Raw genomic sequence first — 15,370 nt, forward strand, 5'->3', positions numbered from 1 at the left:
CCTGTCGGGGGGCTTCTTTTTCCCCTCAATATACCGGGGGGTGGTGTTGGCGGGTGATTTCGTGGTTGGGCGGGGGGGGCGGGGGGGCCCCCCCCCCCCCTGGCCCCCCCCCCCCGACGCTCTCACCTGCCTGAACGACTACCGGTAGGGGTTGTCGTCGTTGCAGCCCGGGACGGCGCCCTCGGTCAGCGTCTCCAGGTCGTCGAGGAGAACGACCCCCTCGGGCTCCCGCAGGGCAGTCGGGGGCCTCGTGATCTCCACCATGACAGCGGTCATCGGCGGTCTTCCTTTCCGTGTCGGCGATAGGTGTTGAGTGGTGCCTTCGCCTCCTGGTACGCCTTGGCGAGCGGTCGGCAGACCCGGCAGGTGCCGGAGAGCAGACAGCCGCCGCAGCCACCGGTGCGAAGCATCTGGGCATCGGCGATGCGGGGAAGACGGCGGAGCCCGTCCAGGCCCTCGGTGACCAGGTCGACGGGGTTTTCGCGGCCGACCTTGCACATGGTGGCCAGGCCGTGCGGGTCGACGTGGAAGAAGGTGTGACCGGCGGGACAGCCCTGGAAGACACTCGTCTTGTCCAGGAATCCGGGTGCTTGCGCGGCCAGCGGTTCGGGGTCGCCCGTGTACGTAGGCGAGATGGTGCCGTACTCGGTGCGACGGGCCCCGTGACGGTCGGCGAAGGCGCGCATGGCGGCGACCTCGTGGGCGTTGTGCCGGGTGATGATCAACGCGAGCTCGAGAGGGATGCCTGCTTCCCGAGCGGCGTCGAGCCCTTTCCGCACGAGCCGGAAGGCTCCCTTCCTGCGCGTCAGGGAGTCGAAGCTGTCCGGTGTGGCGCCGTAGAGGGACACCGTCACTTTGTGCGGCGGCCGGTTCCTGAGCATGGCGATGATCTCGGGGTGGTGCAGCCGGGAGCCGTTGGTCAGGACCTCGATGAGCATGCCGAAGTCGTACGCGAGGACGTAGGCATCCACGAAGTCACGGTCGATCAGCGGCTCGCCGCCGGTGAACTGGAGCCAGAGCACTCCCGCGTCGCGCAGAAGGCGCAGCAGCCGCGCCTTCCCGTCCCAGGGCAGGCCCTCGAACTTCCTCTCCGCGAGGTAGCAGTGCTCGCAGTTGAAGTTGCAGCCCTTGTTGATCTCCCAGGTGGCCCGTCCGTAGCCGAGGGGCGTCTCCGGGCGAACGAGGACGGCGTTCCGGAACGGTGTGGCGGTGAGGTCGAGGTCCCATGCTTTCCGCGCGCCCTCCACGAGCCACCTGGGCACGGGACGGCCGCTGTCGGCGAGGGCGGCGAGTTCGCCGTACTTCGCGCGGGGCAGTCTCATGCCGGCCCGGATGCCCGGGCGGGCGACGAGGAAGGTGCCGTTGTAAGGGCTCACAATCAACTGGTGCACGAGATCTCCTCGCTGTACGCGGGTACGTCCCAGGTGTGCCGCTCGGGGTGCCCGGAGTACAGGCAGCAGGCGTCGGCGTCCGTGTCGAGGGGCGGCACCGGGCAGTCGGGCAGCGTGACGGCCTCCGCAGTGCCGCCCTCGTCCCAGCGAAGCCACAGGGCCGCGTACGGGTCGGTCTCCGCGAGCAGGCTGTAGTGCTTACCGGTGCTGTGCGGCGGCAACTGGCACCGCACAGCTGTCTCGAACCAGCCGGGGGACCAGAGGGCAGTCAACACGTCGACCGGTACCCGTCGCCGGTGTGCGCAGCGCATCACGTCACCGAGCCGTGAGCGGCTTGCGGCTGTCGTGCGCGGCAGCCCTGGCACTGGCACGGCGGGTACCGCTCACGGCTCATCGACGCCGGCCTCGCCCGGCTCACGCGCACCTTCGTCGTGGGGCCCCACGTGCGGCCGGAGTCGCGCGAGATCCGCAGCGTCATCCGTACCTCGTCCTCGTTCTGTCCGTTCGCCATGACTCGAGGATTTCGGGCGGCAGGCAGAGCGGAAAAGGCCCAACGGGTTACCCAACGTGGGTAACATCACTTTCCGTTCGCCTTCCGCAGCGATCCGTAGTCCCGTATCGGAGCGTGCCGATGTCCGAGCTGCCTCACTCACCGGAACTTCCGGCCGGTCTGCTGACGGACCCGGCAATGATCGACGCGTGCCGACGCCGGGATTTCGGCGCGGTCTTCCGGCTCGTGAAGGCACGGGCGGGCATCTACCCGTCGATGATCGCGCGGCGGTGCGATCTCACGCCGAGTCGCGTCGGCGAAGTGATCGCAGGGCGAAGGCAATCGGTGCACATGGACGTCGTCGAGCGGATCGCCGACGGCTTGCGCGTTCCCGGACACATGCTCGGCCTCGTCCGCCGTGCCTGGGAGACGCCACCGTGCCTGGACGTTCCGGCACAACGGTCCGGTGCCCCGGGTCTGTCCGGGGAGCCGGTCGCGGCCGGTCTTCCCGGAACGGACATCGACAGTGTCCTCGCTCTGGCGGCCGACCACCGCCCGGGTGCGGCCACACTGGAAGCGCTGCACTCCTCCATCACCGACTACTGGCGCCGGGACGATGAGCACGGTGGCGAGACCTTACGGCCCGCCGTCGTCGGCCAACTCCGTTACGTGCTGGGGCTTCTCAGAGAGCAGTCGCACGTTCCGCTCCGGGACGGTCTGCACGGCATCGCCGCGGAGCTGGCCAGGCTCACCGGGTGGACGTACTTCGACGCCCGCCAGTACCACCAGGCTCGCGCCTACTTCACCGAGGCCCTCGGACTCGCCAAGGCTGCGGACGACCGGCTGTTCATGGCCAATGTCCTCGCCTGCATGAGTCTGAAGGCCACCTACCAGGAACGGCCAGGAGACGCCCTCGCTCTGGTTTCGGCGGCCCGGGACCAGGTCCGGTACGCGGAAGGAACGACGCCCAGGGTTCTGGCCATGCTCGCCACGCGGGAGGCGTTCGCCCATGCGGCCCTCGGAGACCGGGCGGCGACCCACCGCTCCCTCGCGGAGGCGCACACGTCTTTCGGCCGGATCGGCACGGGCGACCCCGACCCGGCCTGGGTGGCGTACTTCGACGAGACGAAACTCGCCGTCGACACCGGAATCGCACACGGCAGGCTCGGCGACGCGGAACTCGCAGAGCCCCTCATCACCGACGCCCTCCCTCGTGAGCAGCACAGCAACCACCGGGGCCGCGCGTTCCACGCCTTCTGGCTCGCCCGCACTCAGCTGCAGCGGGGCAAGCTGGACGAGGCGTGCCACACGGCGACGGAGGCGTTGACCCCGGCGGCCGCCACCGCCTCCCGGCGCGTCGCGGACCACCTGCGCGAGTTCTACGGGGAGCTGGCGCCGCACCGCCGCGAACCGGTGGTCCTCGGCTTCGAGGCGAGGCTGCGCGAGACGCTGCCCGGTGGGCTCAGCGCGTCGCCTCGTCCATGAGGACGTACATCAGTCCGACGAGGGCCCCGCTGCTGACCACTTCGCGGCGGTCGATCATCGCGCGCACGTCGGGGAGCGGAATCCACTCGATGCGGTCCGACTCGTTCTTCTCCGTGGGTGGCCCCGCGTACGTCGCGCCCTCGGCGAGGAAGACGTGGTGCTTCGAGTCGGTGATGCCGTTGGCCGGTTCGGCGTAGACGAGCGGCTTGACCGGGCCCACCTGCCACCCGGTCTCCTCCAGCACCTCGCGCGCGGCGGCCTCGGCGGGGGTCTCCCCCTCCTCGATCAGGCCCATCGGCAACTCCCAGGCCCAGGCGTCGGTGATGAAGCGATGCCGCCACATCATCAGGACCTCGCGGCGCTTGTTCACGACCACGGCCACGGCAAGGTGCCGCATCTTGACGACATGGTGTTCCCACCGGTGCCCGTCCGGCGTCTCCACGTCGGTGAGCCAGAGGTTCACCCACTTGTTCTCGTAGATCGGACGTTCCCCGTGGGTCTTCCACTGCATCGCTGCGGCCCCTCTCGATCAGCCTTCAGGATGGCAGAGACAGGGCACGGGGGCGGCGGTTTTCGGCTTACTTCGTGTCAGGGTGACGATTAGAGCCGGACGCCCGGACCGAGCACCTGGTCCGAGGTCGCCCCACCTCACCCCACCAGGAACCCCATCGCCGTAGCAGCCCCCGCCGCCGTCCCCGCGCACACCTGACCCACCGTGTGATACCCCAGCGCCACGCGCGACCAGCACACCGCCGCCGCCAGCGCGTACGCCGCGAGCCACGCCGGGTGGTGGACGACGGCGAGCTGGGCCACGACGGCCGAGGCGACGGCGGCGTCGACGGAGATCTTCCAGACCGTGTTGACGGCGAGCAGGACGATGGTCATCGCCCAGAGGGCCAGCATGGTGACGAGGATGTCCCGGGGTGCGCCCCCGGCCACCATCACCAGCGACCCGGCGCCGATCGAACCGAGGATGACGAAGAAGATCGGGGCGCGCTTGGTCCGGTCGACCACGTGGCGGTCGCCCCAAGTGCCGCGCCCCCGCTGCCATTCGATGTACCCGGCGGGGATGAGCCCGGCGCAGAGGGCGCCGAGGAAGCCCCAGGGCAGCCCGGACCAGTGCCCGTCGGCCGCCGCGAGGCCGATCCCGAGCATTCCGGCGAGCAGGACGTTACGCGGCTGGAGGATGTCGGTGACGCGGCGGGCGGTGGTGTTCTCCGGCGCCTCGGGGGCGGTGGGGGCGGTGCTGGTCATCGGCTCGGCTGCTCCGGGAGGTTCGGTGTGTTAGGGGGTGTCCGTAAAGTCCCGCACGGCGCCCACGGCGCCCGGCACGCACTCTCGCCGCACCGGGCGAAAGCCGCAAGTACGTCCGGTACGAGGGCTTCCGCCCGGCGCACCGAGAGCACGCACCGGACACCGCGGGCGCCGCACAGAACTTCACGAACACCCCCTGGCGCCCTCGTCCGCCCGGGCGGCGGCGAGGACGGCGGCGGTACGGGCGGTGGGGATGGTGCGGCAGGCGGTGGCGACGCGGGTGAGCCAGGCGACCTCGCCCTCCTGGTCGTCGGCGTGCCGCGGGTCGGTGGCCGGGGCGGCGGGCCCGGCGGGGGTGCCCTCCGCGCGGGCGGCGAGGGCGGCGCGTATCCAGTGGGCGTCGGTGCGCGGGCCCCGGTCGTCGGTGTCGGCGGTGTCCTCGGCGGCCGCGGCGCGGGCGGCGTCGGCGAGGCGCTCGGGCGCGTAGTGGCGGAGCTTCTCGACGGCGTCGGCGATGTCGGCGGACCAGCGGTCCACGCGCAGGTCGGCCGGGGTGTCGAAGCGGGTGAGTTCGCGCAGCAGGGGCGCGGGCGGGGCGAAGGGCTGCTCGGGGAAGGCGGTCATCAGCTCGCGCCACAGCGGGTGCAGCCGGGCCTGGGCGCGCCAGAGCCGGGCGCGGCGCAGGCCGGTGGAGAAGGCGGGCAGCGAGGCGCCGACGGCGAAGAGCGCGAAGAGCAGGACCTGTCCGGCCTCGGTGACCTTGTCGAAGGTGTCGGCGAACTCGACGCTCGGCTGGTCGACGACGCTGATCCAGAGGAACAGGGTGCGGCTGGCGGTGTAGGCGACGCCGATGAACATGGCGGCGGTCATCATCGACAGGCCGACGCGCAGGTGCCGGGCGGTGGCGTCGGCGGTGGCGAGCTTCCACTGGTAGGCGCAGACGGCGGAGGCGGCGCCGAGGTAGACGTAGAAGACCGTCATGTAGAGGGTGGCGCCGGGCTGGCCGGCGTGGTCGGAGACGAAGCGGTCGGAGGGGACGGACCGGTCGACCACGGTGAAGAAGAGGACGGTGAGCAGGATCAGCGTGGCCACCGACGCCTTGGCGGCGATGCGCTGCACCAGCCGGGCGAAGCGGACGTGGCGGGGGATCGCGCCGCTGTCCGGGTAGCGGCCGTAGATGGCGACGATGTAGCTGAGGATGGCGAGGATCGCGACGGTCGCCGTGTAGTGCTTGATGAGGACGGCGAGGTCGGTGACGGGGCTGTTGTTGAGCGCGGTGCGGACGATCTCGGTCTTGGTCCACAGGGCGGCGGCGAATCCGGCGTAGCAGCCCCACAGGGCGCGTCTGCGCCGGTCCTCCTCGTCGCCCCACAGGGCCGCGGGCATCCGCCAGAGGGCGACGGCCGTCATCAGCGCGGCGACGAGGTAACCAGCCAGGTCGAGGGGGCTCACACGGGGTCCTTGAGTGGGGGAGGCGCGCGTTCCGGCGGGCGCCGGGCCGGGCGGTGGGGGCCGTCCGAGATTAGTGCGTCAGGGCCGCCGCCGGAACAGGGAACGGGCGCCCCTGCGGTGGGCGACGGGCCGGGCCAGGGAGTTGGCGAGGCGGCCCATCATGTCGTCGCCCGCCACGTCGCGGGCCATCCGCGGGATGAGGGAGGCGCCGAACTCGGCCACCCGCTCGTCGTGGGTGTCGTAGACGGCGCGGGCCTGCACGGGCCCCTCGATGCCGGGGAGGTGGTCGCCGTCCGGGCCGGGGGGTCCGGTGCCCGGTTCGCGGCCGAGGACGCGGCCGATGAGGCTGGCGTCGAAGACGGGGAGGAGTCGGCGGAGTTGGTCGCCGTCGAGGGTGGTGCCGTGGTCGAACCACTCGTGGCACAGCTCGTGCAGGATGACGTGCTGCGTCTGGTAGGCGGTGGGGCGCTTGCGGTAGAGGACGAAGCTGGCGGCGGGGGTCTTGAGCCGCAGGCCGCAGGCGGAGTGGACGCGCGTCAGGTGGTCGGGGATCTCGTGCAGGACGATGGTGCGCCCCCGGGCGGCCTCCATGTTGGTGACGAGGCCCGCTATCCCGAAGGGCGAGGGTATCGGCAGGTCGGCGAGGCCGTCCTCGCACTCCTTGCGCAGGGCGCGCAGCGACATGGCGGCTCAGCTCCCCTCGCCGCCGGGGCGGTCCTCGCCCGCCTCGCCGCGCTGCTCGCTCTCCTCCAGCAGGGAGAGGGCGAACTGCAGCAGCTCGGGCGGCAGCCCGTGGGCGTCGAGGCCGCGGCCCGCGACGCCGCTGATCTCGCCGGTGCGCCGCTTGACGAGGAAGTGCAGCCCGGCCACCACGTCGTCGACGACCTCGGACTCCTCCTTGAAGAACCGCCAGTCGACGCCGAAGCCGAGCCCGAGCGCCTTGAGGATCTCCTCGGAGGGCTGGGTGACCTTCCCGGCGAGGATGTTGGAGAAGTAGCTGTGCGAGAGGGAGCCGCCGCGGCTGCGGACCAGGTCGGAGAAGTAGCGGCCGGAGATGCGCTGGCCGGGGAAGGTCTTCTCGACCATGTACTCGACCTTCTGGCGCAGGGTCGTCAGCTCGGGGGCGCCCTCGTCGGGCCGCGCCGGAGTCTGCCCCCGCCCCTGCCCCGGTTCCTCCGGCCGCTCGTCCCCGGTCGGCGGCCGCTCGGCCACCGGCGGGTGGGCCGGGTCGTCCTGCGGGGAGTCCGCGGCGCCGGAGGGGGAGGACGCGGGGTGTTCCTGGCGGAGCTCGTCGGCCGGGGTGTGGCCGGGGGCTGTGGGCGGCCGCTGCCCGGCCTGGTCGGTCTCCCTCGCGCTGGCAGCGTTGTTCATCCGGCCCCCCACTGTCCCCTCCGCCGTTCCTGCTCGACCGACGCCACGGTGTTCGAATTTCGGTCAGCGGGGTCGTACTGTAACGGACCCCCTGGGGCCGTCCGCCGCCCTCGCGCCATGTCTGCCCTTTCCCCGCCTGCCCCAGTCTCGGCGGCCGTGCCCGACTCCGGCCTGAGGGAGCGTGGCGGGCGCCCGAACGGGCGATGCCGGGCGGGAAGGGCGGACAAAGGGGAGCATTGCGCTCCGGCTGCGGATTCAGACTTGCGTAAACACTCTACGTCACTGTTAACTCGAAAAAACATCGGCAGGGGACCACGAGGGGAGTGCCCTGAAGGTGACCGGGCGCGTTGCCGCCGGGGTTCCACCGTGCGCGGTCACCGGCGCGGGGGAGTCCGGGCGGCGGCACAGGCCGGCGGCGGAGAGCGGTGCCACGCGCGGCACTCCGCCCCAGCCTGGACGCGGCCGTTCCCGGGCCGCCCACGGGGGTGGCGGCGCGGGGGACGGCGCGTACCCGGACGCCCGTGACCGTCAGGCGGGCAGCCGGACCCGGCGCGACCGGGCGACCGGTGAGAGACCGGAGGACCGGCGAGGCCGGGAAACCGGGGGAAGGCCGCCTGTCGGGGGACGGCGGCCGTACGACGGAGGCAGCCCCGTCGCGACGGGGGATACGCGACGGGGCTGCCTCCGGCATTATGCGACCAGGTCCGGGGCAGACCTCACCGGACCTCTCTCTTCCGGACAGGCCCCCGGCCCCGCCGGGCCGCCTCCCCCGCGCCTCCCGTGCGCAGCACCCTCCAGGAGTCCGCCCGTGCCCGCGACCCCCGACGAGGCCCCGCAGCCGGCGCCCCCGCCCTACGACCCCGAGCTGGCCCCGATCGCCGCCGAGCTGCGCCGCAACACCCCCGACGTCGAGGGGACCGACATGGTCCCGGCGGCCCGCGCGGCCGTCGCCGCCTACCCGGAGGTGACCGACGGCCAGCTCACCGCCGGCGGCGCCTGGGAGCTCAACGAGGACGACGCGGACGGCGTCCCCGTCCTCGTCTGCCGCCCCTCCGCGCCCGCGCGGGAACCGCTCCCCGTCCTCTGCGTCCTGCACGGTGGCGGAATGATCGTCGGCGACGCCCGCCAAGGCGCCGTCGACCCGCTCTCCTACGCGCGCGAGCTCGGCTGCGCCGTCGTCTCCGTCGGCTACCGCCTCGCCCCCGAGCACCCCCACCCCGCCCCCGTCGAGGACTGCCTGACCGCGCTGGCCTGGACCCTCGGCAAGGGTGCCGCCGCCCACGGTCTCGACCCGGATCGCACCGTCCTGCACGGCACGAGCGCGGGCGGCGGCCTCGCCGCGGGCGCCGCCCTGCTCGCCCGCGACCGGGGTGCGCCGCTCCCGGCCGCGCTGATGCTGCTCTCCCCGATGCTCGACGACCGCAACGACAGCCTCTCGGCCCGCCAGCTCGCCGGCTCCGGCGTCTGGGACCGCGCGGCCAACGCCGCGGGCTGGGCCGCCCTGCTCGGCGACGCCGCCGGGGGCCCGGACGTGCCCCCGTACGCCGCCCCGGCCCGCGCACGCGACCTCTTGGGCCTGCCGCCCCTCTACCTGGACGTCGGCTCCGCCGAGACCTTCCGCGACGAGGGCACCGCCTTCGCCTCCCGGGTCTGGGGCGCGGGCGGCCGGGCCGAGCTGCACGTCTGGCCGGGCGCCTTCCACGGCTCCGACGGCCTGGTCCCCGAGGCCCGGGTCTCCCGCGCCGCCCGCGCGGCGCGCCTGGACTGGCTCCGGCGGGTGCTGGGGCTGCCGCCCGCCTGATCCGGGGCGCGGGTGGACGCGCCAGGCGTGCGGTGCCCGGCGATCCGCCCGCCATGTCGGATGATGTGGTGATCGAACACGTCGAAGAGGCTGCCGGGGCGGGCCGCGCCGGCCGGCACCGCGCCCGCGACTCAGGGTTGCCTCAGCGACGCAGATCACCGCCGGGCTGGCTACAGCACGGCCGAATAAATGGGTAGTCTCGTACGGACTGAGTAAGTTACCGCTTAGTAATGAGCGCGGGGGTACCCGCGGCGCAAAGCGGGGACCGGCTCAGCCGTCCGCAACCATCCGCCTAGCTATCCGCTCGCGCAGGTTCGAGGAGCCTCCATGCAACTCGCCGCGATCATTGTGTCGTTGACCCTCGCCGTCGTCGGCGTGGCGCTGTTCGGCCGGGCCATCGCGCAGATCTACCGGTACGTCCGCCTCGGCCAGCCCGTTCCCGCGGGCGCCCGGAGCGACGAGCCGGTGCAGCGCACCGTCACGGTGGCCAAGGAGTTCCTCGGCCACACCCGGATGAACCGCTGGGGCGTCGTCGGCGTCGCGCACTGGTTCGTCGCGGTGGGCTTCTTCGCGCTCGTGCTCACCCTGGTCCACGCGCTGGGCCAGGTCTTCCAGGCCGACTGGCAGCTGCCGATCATCGGCGGCTGGGCGCCGTACGAGATCTTCACCGAGCTGGTGGGGCTGCTGACGTTCCTCGGCATCGCCGTGCTGATCGTCATCCGCCAGCTCTCGCGCGCCGACAAGCCGGGCCGCAAGTCCCGGTTCGCCGGTTCCAACACCGGCCAGGCGTACTTCGTCGAGGCCGTCATCCTCATCATCGGCCTGGCCATCCTGGTCCTGCGCGGTCTTGAGGGCGCGCTGCACCACGTGGACCACTTCGCGTGGTCGTACCTCGTGACGTACCCCTTGGTGGCCGCCTTCCGCGGGCTCGGCACGGAGACGCTGCAGAACCTCACCTACCTGGTCGCCATGATCAAGATCGGTACGTCCTTCGTCTGGATGATCACCGTCTCGCTCAAGACCGACATGGGTGTGGCCTGGCACCGCTTCCTCGCCTTCCCGAACATCTGGTTCAAGCGCGAGGCCGACGGCTCCACGGCCCTCGGTGAGCTGAAGCCGATGGTCTCGGGCGGCAAGGAGATCGACTTCGAGACGGTCTTCGACGACGAGGACGGCGCCGAGGAGGCGGTGTTCGGCGCCTCCCAGGTCGAGCACTTCTCGTGGAAGGGCCTGCTGGACTTCTCCACCTGCACCGAGTGCGGCCGCTGCCAGTCGCAGTGCCCCGCCTGGAACACCGGCAAGCCGCTCTCCCCGAAGCTGCTCATCATGTCGCTGCGCGACCACGCGCACGCCAAGGCCCCGTACCTGCTGGCCGGCGGCGGCAAGACGATGGAGGGCGAGGAGAAGGCGACCGCCGAGCAGCTCAAGGACGTCCCCGCCGCCGCGCTGGCCGAGGCCGAGCGCCCGCTGATCGGCACCGCCGAGGAGAACGGCGTCATCGACCCGGACGTCCTGTGGTCCTGCACCACCTGCGGCGCCTGCGTCGAGCAGTGCCCGGTGGACATCGAGCACATCGACCACATCGTGGACATGCGCCGCTACCAGGTGATGATCGAGTCGGCCTTCCCCTCCGAGGCGGGCACGATGCTGAAGAACCTGGAGAAGAAGGGCAATCCCTGGGGTCTGGCGAAGAAGAAGCGCGTGGAGTGGACCAAGGAGGTCGACTTCGAGGTCCCGATCGTCGGACAGGACGTCGAAGACCTCACCGAGGTCGACTACCTCTACTGGGTCGGCTGCGCCGGCGCCCTGGAGGACCGCGCGAAGAAGACCACCAAGGCCTTCGCGGAACTGCTGCACATCGCGGGCGTGAAGTTCGCGATCATGGGCGGCGACGAGAAGTGCACCGGCGACTCCCCGCGCCGCCTGGGCAACGAGCCGCTCTTCCAGCAGCTCGGCCAGGAGAACGTCGCGATGCTGAACATGGCGTTCGGCGAGGACGACGAGGACGCGGCGACCAAGAAGCCCAAGGGCGCGAAGAAGATCGTCGCGACCTGCCCGCACTGCTTCAACACCATCGCCAACGAGTACCCGCAGCTCGGCGGCGAGTACGAGGTCATCCACCACACCCAGCTGCTCCAGCACCTGGTGGACGAGGGCAAGCTCGTGCCGGTCACCCCGGTCGAGGGCCTGATCACCTACCACGACCCGTGCTACCTGGGCCGCCACAACAAGGTCTACACGCCGCCGCGCGAGATCATCGCCAGCGTCCCGGGCCTGCGCAACGAGGAGATGCACCGGCACAAGGAGCGCGGCTTCTGCTGCGGCGCCGGTGGCGCCCGGATGTGGATGGAGGAGCGCATCGGCAAGCGCGTCAACGACGAGCGCGTCGACGAGGCCCTCTCCCTCAACCCGGACATCGTCTCCACCGCCTGCCCGTTCTGCCTCGTCATGCTGACCGACTCGGTCAACGGCAAGAAGAACGACGGCAAGGCCAAGGAGAGCCTCTCGGTCGTGGACGTCTCCCAGCTCCTCCTGGAGTCGGTCAAGTCGCCCGCCGACCCCACCCCCCACGAGGCCACCACGGACGCCCCGGAACCGGAGCCGGCCCAGTAGCACCCGGCCACCCGGACCGACGCACGACCCGAAGGGCCGCTCCCGCCACACCGGCGGGGGCGGCCCTTCGGCGTGGCCGCCCCGCACGGACCGGGGCGTACGCCGCGAAGGCCCCCGCCCCGCCGGCCGAACCCCCACCCCACCCTTACGCCCCGCCCTCCGCAGGAGCATCATGGGCCCGCGACACGGGCCGGCGGCCCACGGGCAGAGACGGGGACACCAGATGGGCATACGACGCCGCGCGCACGGCACAGCCACCCCGCACCCTCACCGCCGGGCCGCGGCCACCGCCGCCCTGCTCGCCGCCGCCCTCGCCGTCACCGCCTGCGGCCCCTCCCCTGACGAGCGGACCGAGGCCCGCTCCGGCCAGACCGGCGCCAAGAACCGCAAGGGCACCCCGCCACTCCCCGTCCCCCGCGGCAAGGGCAGCCGCGCCGCCCGCGCCACCACCGCACCCCCCGACTTCAACGGCGACGGCCACCCCGACCTGGTCCTCGACGAGCTGGCCAAGGGCCCCGACGACCCGCAGGGCGACGACGCGGGCATCGGCGTGGTCTACGGCAGCGCCCGCGGCCTGGTCCCCGGCGCCCGCCGGCTCCTCTCCCCGGCCCGTACGGCCGCCGAGGTCGAGGGCGCCCTGCCCGCCGCCTTCGACGCCGAGGCCGCCTGCGACCTCGACGGCGACGGCTACACCGACCTGGTCGTCTCCACCGACCCGCCCTTCGACGGGCAGGGCCGGCCGCCCGTCCCCGTCCAGCTCGTCTTCGGCGGACCCGAGGGGCTGAGGGGGCGCGCCGTCGTACTGCGGGTCCCCGACCGGGCCCGGTTCGGCAACGACTGGCCCGACCACCCCGTCTGCGGCGACTTCGACGGCGACGGCAGGGCCGACCTGGTCCTGCACGCCAGCAGCAGCCGCCTCTCCTTCCTCCAGGGCCCCTTCACCCGCAAGGGCGCCCCCGCCGCCGCGGGCCCCGCCCTGCCCGTCCCCGGCGACCTGCCGACCGGCCCCGCCGCCGACCTCGACGGCGACGGCACCTGCGACCTCGTCGTCCGTGCGGGCGCCGGACGCTCCAAGGCCCGCGTCGTCCTCGGCGGCCCCCAGGGCCCCACCCGCCCGGGCCCGGCCCTGCCCGCCGCCACCGCCTACGCCCACGGCCGCTTCACCGCCGCCCGCACCGCCGGGCTCGACACCGCCCTCGCCACCGGCGACGCCATCGGCCTGCGGTCCGCCGCCCCCGGCCTGCCCGCCGCCACCGTCAAGACCCCCGCACCCGGCCCGCTCGCGGCAGGCGACACCGACGGCGACGGCCTCACCGACCTCGCCCTCGCCCCGGCCGACGGTGCCCGCGCCGTCACCGTGCTGCCCGGCGCCCGCTCGGGCCTCGACGCGGCCCACGCCGCGACCGTCACCCCGCCGGGCGGAAAGGGCACCGCCGTCCAGTTGCTGGCCCTGACCGACTACGACGGCGACGGCCGCGCCGACCTCGTCCTGCGCACCGTCCACGGCCCCGCCCGCGACACCGTCACCGTCCACCCCGGCACGGCGAAGGGCACCGCCGCCCGCCCGTCACTGTCGTTCACGACGGCCGACCTCCTGCCGCGCTGACGCGGGCGGCCCCACCGGCCGACCCGCTGCCGAGCCGTGGGCGCCCCGCCTGCTTCTCTCCGGCGTCGTAGCACCCCGTAACCTCACCCGCAGAGCTTCCGCAACCTGACCGACCCCCCGGCGCCACCACCTCGTCACCCCGACGAGCCAGGCCCGCCCAGGAGAGCCCCGCATGCCGCAGTACCGCCGTACCGCCCTCGCCGCCGCGACCGCCGCCGTCCTCACCGGCGGGCTGCTCGCCGCCGCGCCCACGGCCGCGGCGGCCCCCGGTACCCCGGCGCCCCTGACCGGCGACGCCGACTTCAACGGCGACGGCTACGCCGACGTCGCCGTCTCCGCGCCGCGCGCGACGGTCGAGGGCAAGCCCGCCGCCGGGCAGATCGCGATCCTCTACGGCGGCCCGCAGGAGAATCGTCACGCCACGATCCACCAGGGCAGCCCCGGCGTCCCCGGCGACCCGGAGCCGTACGACTTCTTCGGCGCCGACCACGCCTGGGGCGACTTCGACGGCGACGGTTACGACGACCTGCTCACCGGCGCCCCCGGCGAGGACATCGGCGACGACTCCGACACCGGCACCGCCGTCATCCTCTGGGGCTCCCCCTCCGGCCTGGTCGGCGGCACCACCGTCCAGGACCCGCGCCCCGGCAACCACGACGGCTTCGGATCCCCGCTCGCCACCGGCGACTTCGACGGCGACGGCCGCACCGACATAGCCGTCGGCGCCGCCTACGGCTACGCCTCCGTGGACGTCTTCCTCGGCGGCGTCACCCGCGACGGCACCCCCGGCTCCCACCACGCCGTCACCGCCCCCCTGCACGGCCGCTACGGACTCGGCGCCCGCTCCCTGGCCGCGGGCGACCTCGACGGCGACGGCAAGGACGACCTCCTCGTCGACGGGTACGCCGCCGACGACGCCCGCCCCGCCACCTTCTGGCTCCCCGGCACCGCAGAAGGCCCCACCACCACCGGCACCCAGCGCCTCCCCGGCGGCCCCATAGGCGCCGTCGGCGACACCGACGGCGACGGCTACGACGAGGTGGTCCTCGGCACCGACCCCGCCGAGGCCGCCGACGGCCCCAGCGAGCCCGCGCCCCCGAAGGACCCGAAGACCGCCAAGCCCCGCGAGGACTCCCCCGAGGCCAAGGCCCGCGAGGCCGCCGAGAAGACCAAGAACGCCAAGGCCCGCACCGCCGCCGAGGCCCCCCGCTCCCCGGCCGCCGGCGAACCCGCCCGCCCCAGCCAGCTCGGCGGCTCGGTCCGCATCGTCCACGGCACCGCCCAGGGCCCCGCCCACGGCCTGGTCCGCACCCTCACCCCGGAGACCGTCGGCGTCCCCGGCAAGGTCGAGAAGGGCGACGCCTTCGGCGCCGACCTCGACCTCGCCGACCTCGACGGCGACGGCCACCTCGACCTGCTCGTCGGCGTCCCCGGCGAACACATCGACGGCGTCCCCGAGACCGGCGCCGTCATCGCCCTCTACGGCGACACCGACGGCTCCGGCCTCACCGGCGACGGCGCCCGCTCGCTCCACCAGGACACCCGCCCCTTCCGCGACGAGAACGAGCCCGGCGACCGCTTCGGCAGCGCCGTCCACACCGCCGACCTCGACGGCGACGGCCTCGCCGACCCCGTCATCGGCGCCCCCGGCGAGAACGCCGGCAACGGCTCCGTCCACACCGCCCGCTCCACGGCCGACCGCAAGCTCACCGACCCGTCCGTCCTGTACGTCTCCACCCTCGGCACCTCCACCGAGGGCGCACCGGGGCTGGGCAGCCGCCTCTCGGGATGACCCGCCCGAGCGCCCACATCCCCTAGGTGTATTGACCCGCAGCGTTGTTGACGCGGCTGATGGGTGGGTGCCCGTCGAGTGCGGTGTGGCAGCGGTGGTGGTTGTAGGTGTGGAG

The 15,370-nt window shown here is 73.2% G+C and carries 13 protein-coding genes; 5 read left to right on the forward strand and 8 right to left on the reverse strand.

What is annotated here, in order from left to right; genetic code table 11:
- Window positions 1-138: 138 nt before the first annotated feature.
- Genes ACFWMZ_RS27295 through ACFWMZ_RS27305 form a run of 3 tightly spaced genes read right to left on the reverse strand, consistent with a single transcriptional unit; the run spans window position 139 to window position 1,666 of the window.
- Window positions 139-276, reverse strand: a complete 138-nt coding sequence (locus ACFWMZ_RS27295) for a hypothetical protein (protein ID WP_383172167.1) — start codon at window positions 274-276, stop codon at window positions 139-141.
- Window positions 273-1,391 carry a radical SAM protein gene (locus ACFWMZ_RS27300; RefSeq protein ID WP_383204783.1) on the reverse strand — a complete coding sequence of 373 codons (1,119 nt, stop codon included), beginning with the start codon at window positions 1,389-1,391 and terminating at the stop codon, window positions 273-275. The genes ACFWMZ_RS27295 and ACFWMZ_RS27300 overlap by 4 nt, the downstream gene beginning before the upstream one ends.
- A complete protein-coding gene (locus tag ACFWMZ_RS27305; protein WP_383204786.1) occupies window positions 1,379-1,666 on the reverse strand; it encodes a hypothetical protein in 288 nt (95 codons plus the stop codon). Before ACFWMZ_RS27305 ends, ACFWMZ_RS27300 begins: the two co-directional genes overlap by 13 nt.
- Window positions 1,667-2,022: 356 nt before the next feature.
- Between ACFWMZ_RS27305 and ACFWMZ_RS27310 the strand changes: the two genes are divergently transcribed.
- A complete protein-coding gene (locus tag ACFWMZ_RS27310) occupies window positions 2,023-3,366 on the forward strand; it encodes a helix-turn-helix domain-containing protein (RefSeq protein ID WP_383204789.1) in 1,344 nt (447 codons plus the stop codon).
- Here the strand turns inward: ACFWMZ_RS27310 and ACFWMZ_RS27315 are convergent.
- From ACFWMZ_RS27315 to ACFWMZ_RS27335, 5 genes are all read right to left on the reverse strand, one after another.
- Window positions 3,344-3,877 (reverse strand): NUDIX hydrolase, encoded by a 534-nt coding sequence (locus tag ACFWMZ_RS27315; protein ID WP_383204792.1) that lies wholly within the window; start codon window positions 3,875-3,877, stop codon window positions 3,344-3,346. The two genes, ACFWMZ_RS27310 and ACFWMZ_RS27315, sit on opposite strands and share 23 nt — an antisense overlap.
- A gap of 137 nt (window positions 3,878-4,014) precedes the next feature.
- The gene (locus ACFWMZ_RS27320) at window positions 4,015-4,620 is read right to left on the reverse strand and encodes a hypothetical protein (RefSeq protein ID WP_383172159.1); all 606 of its coding nucleotides are present in this window, start codon (window positions 4,618-4,620) and stop codon (window positions 4,015-4,017) included.
- Between the two features lie 183 nt (window positions 4,621-4,803).
- Window positions 4,804-6,072, reverse strand: a complete 1,269-nt coding sequence (locus tag ACFWMZ_RS27325; RefSeq protein ID WP_383172157.1) for an MAB_1171c family putative transporter — start codon at window positions 6,070-6,072, stop codon at window positions 4,804-4,806.
- Between the two features lie 78 nt (window positions 6,073-6,150).
- On the reverse strand, window positions 6,151-6,756 hold the full coding sequence (locus ACFWMZ_RS27330; protein ID WP_383172155.1) for a toxin: 606 nt from the start codon (window positions 6,754-6,756) through the stop codon (window positions 6,151-6,153).
- A gap of 6 nt (window positions 6,757-6,762) precedes the next feature.
- The gene (locus ACFWMZ_RS27335) at window positions 6,763-7,443 is read right to left on the reverse strand and encodes a hypothetical protein (RefSeq protein ID WP_383204796.1); all 681 of its coding nucleotides are present in this window, start codon (window positions 7,441-7,443) and stop codon (window positions 6,763-6,765) included.
- 808 nt (window positions 7,444-8,251) lie between these two features.
- Between ACFWMZ_RS27335 and ACFWMZ_RS27340 the strand changes: the two genes are divergently transcribed.
- The 4 genes from ACFWMZ_RS27340 (at window position 8,252) to ACFWMZ_RS27355 (ending at window position 15,255) form a co-directional block, all read left to right on the forward strand.
- On the forward strand, window positions 8,252-9,244 hold the full coding sequence (locus tag ACFWMZ_RS27340) for an alpha/beta hydrolase (protein ID WP_383172151.1): 993 nt from the start codon (window positions 8,252-8,254) through the stop codon (window positions 9,242-9,244).
- A gap of 327 nt (window positions 9,245-9,571) precedes the next feature.
- Window positions 9,572-11,857: a (Fe-S)-binding protein gene (locus ACFWMZ_RS27345; RefSeq protein ID WP_383172149.1), complete on the forward strand. Its 2,286-nt coding sequence runs from the start codon at window positions 9,572-9,574 to the stop codon at window positions 11,855-11,857.
- 223 nt (window positions 11,858-12,080) lie between these two features.
- Window positions 12,081-13,463: an FG-GAP-like repeat-containing protein gene (locus ACFWMZ_RS27350; RefSeq protein ID WP_383204799.1), complete on the forward strand. Its 1,383-nt coding sequence runs from the start codon at window positions 12,081-12,083 to the stop codon at window positions 13,461-13,463.
- Window positions 13,464-13,635: 172 nt separating this feature from the next.
- Window positions 13,636-15,255: an FG-GAP-like repeat-containing protein gene (locus ACFWMZ_RS27355; RefSeq protein WP_383204802.1), complete on the forward strand. Its 1,620-nt coding sequence runs from the start codon at window positions 13,636-13,638 to the stop codon at window positions 15,253-15,255.
- Window positions 15,256-15,370: the final 115 nt, after the last annotated feature.

It is taken from the genome of Streptomyces sp. NPDC058373 (genome assembly GCF_042723275.1).
Taxonomy (GTDB): Bacteria; Actinomycetota; Actinomycetes; order Streptomycetales; family Streptomycetaceae; genus Streptomyces.

Excerpts from the sequence above, each read along its gene's own strand:
- ACFWMZ_RS27335 (WP_383204796.1), bottom strand. The coding sequence starts at position 7,443 with ATGAACAACGCTGCCAGCGCGAGGGAGACCGACCAGGCCGGGCAGCGG.
- ACFWMZ_RS27295 (WP_383172167.1), bottom strand. The coding sequence starts at position 276 with ATGACCGCTGTCATGGTGGAGATCACGAGGCCCCCGACTGCCCTGCGG.
- ACFWMZ_RS27320 (WP_383172159.1), bottom strand. The coding sequence starts at position 4,620 with ATGACCAGCACCGCCCCCACCGCCCCCGAGGCGCCGGAGAACACCACC.
- ACFWMZ_RS27315 (WP_383204792.1), bottom strand. The coding sequence starts at position 3,877 with ATGCAGTGGAAGACCCACGGGGAACGTCCGATCTACGAGAACAAGTGG.
- ACFWMZ_RS27330 (WP_383172155.1), bottom strand. The coding sequence starts at position 6,756 with ATGTCGCTGCGCGCCCTGCGCAAGGAGTGCGAGGACGGCCTCGCCGAC.
- ACFWMZ_RS27310 (WP_383204789.1), top strand. The coding sequence starts at position 2,023 with ATGTCCGAGCTGCCTCACTCACCGGAACTTCCGGCCGGTCTGCTGACG.
- ACFWMZ_RS27355 (WP_383204802.1), top strand. The coding sequence starts at position 13,636 with ATGCCGCAGTACCGCCGTACCGCCCTCGCCGCCGCGACCGCCGCCGTC.
- ACFWMZ_RS27350 (WP_383204799.1), top strand. The coding sequence starts at position 12,081 with ATGGGCATACGACGCCGCGCGCACGGCACAGCCACCCCGCACCCTCAC.
- ACFWMZ_RS27345 (WP_383172149.1), top strand. The coding sequence starts at position 9,572 with ATGCAACTCGCCGCGATCATTGTGTCGTTGACCCTCGCCGTCGTCGGC.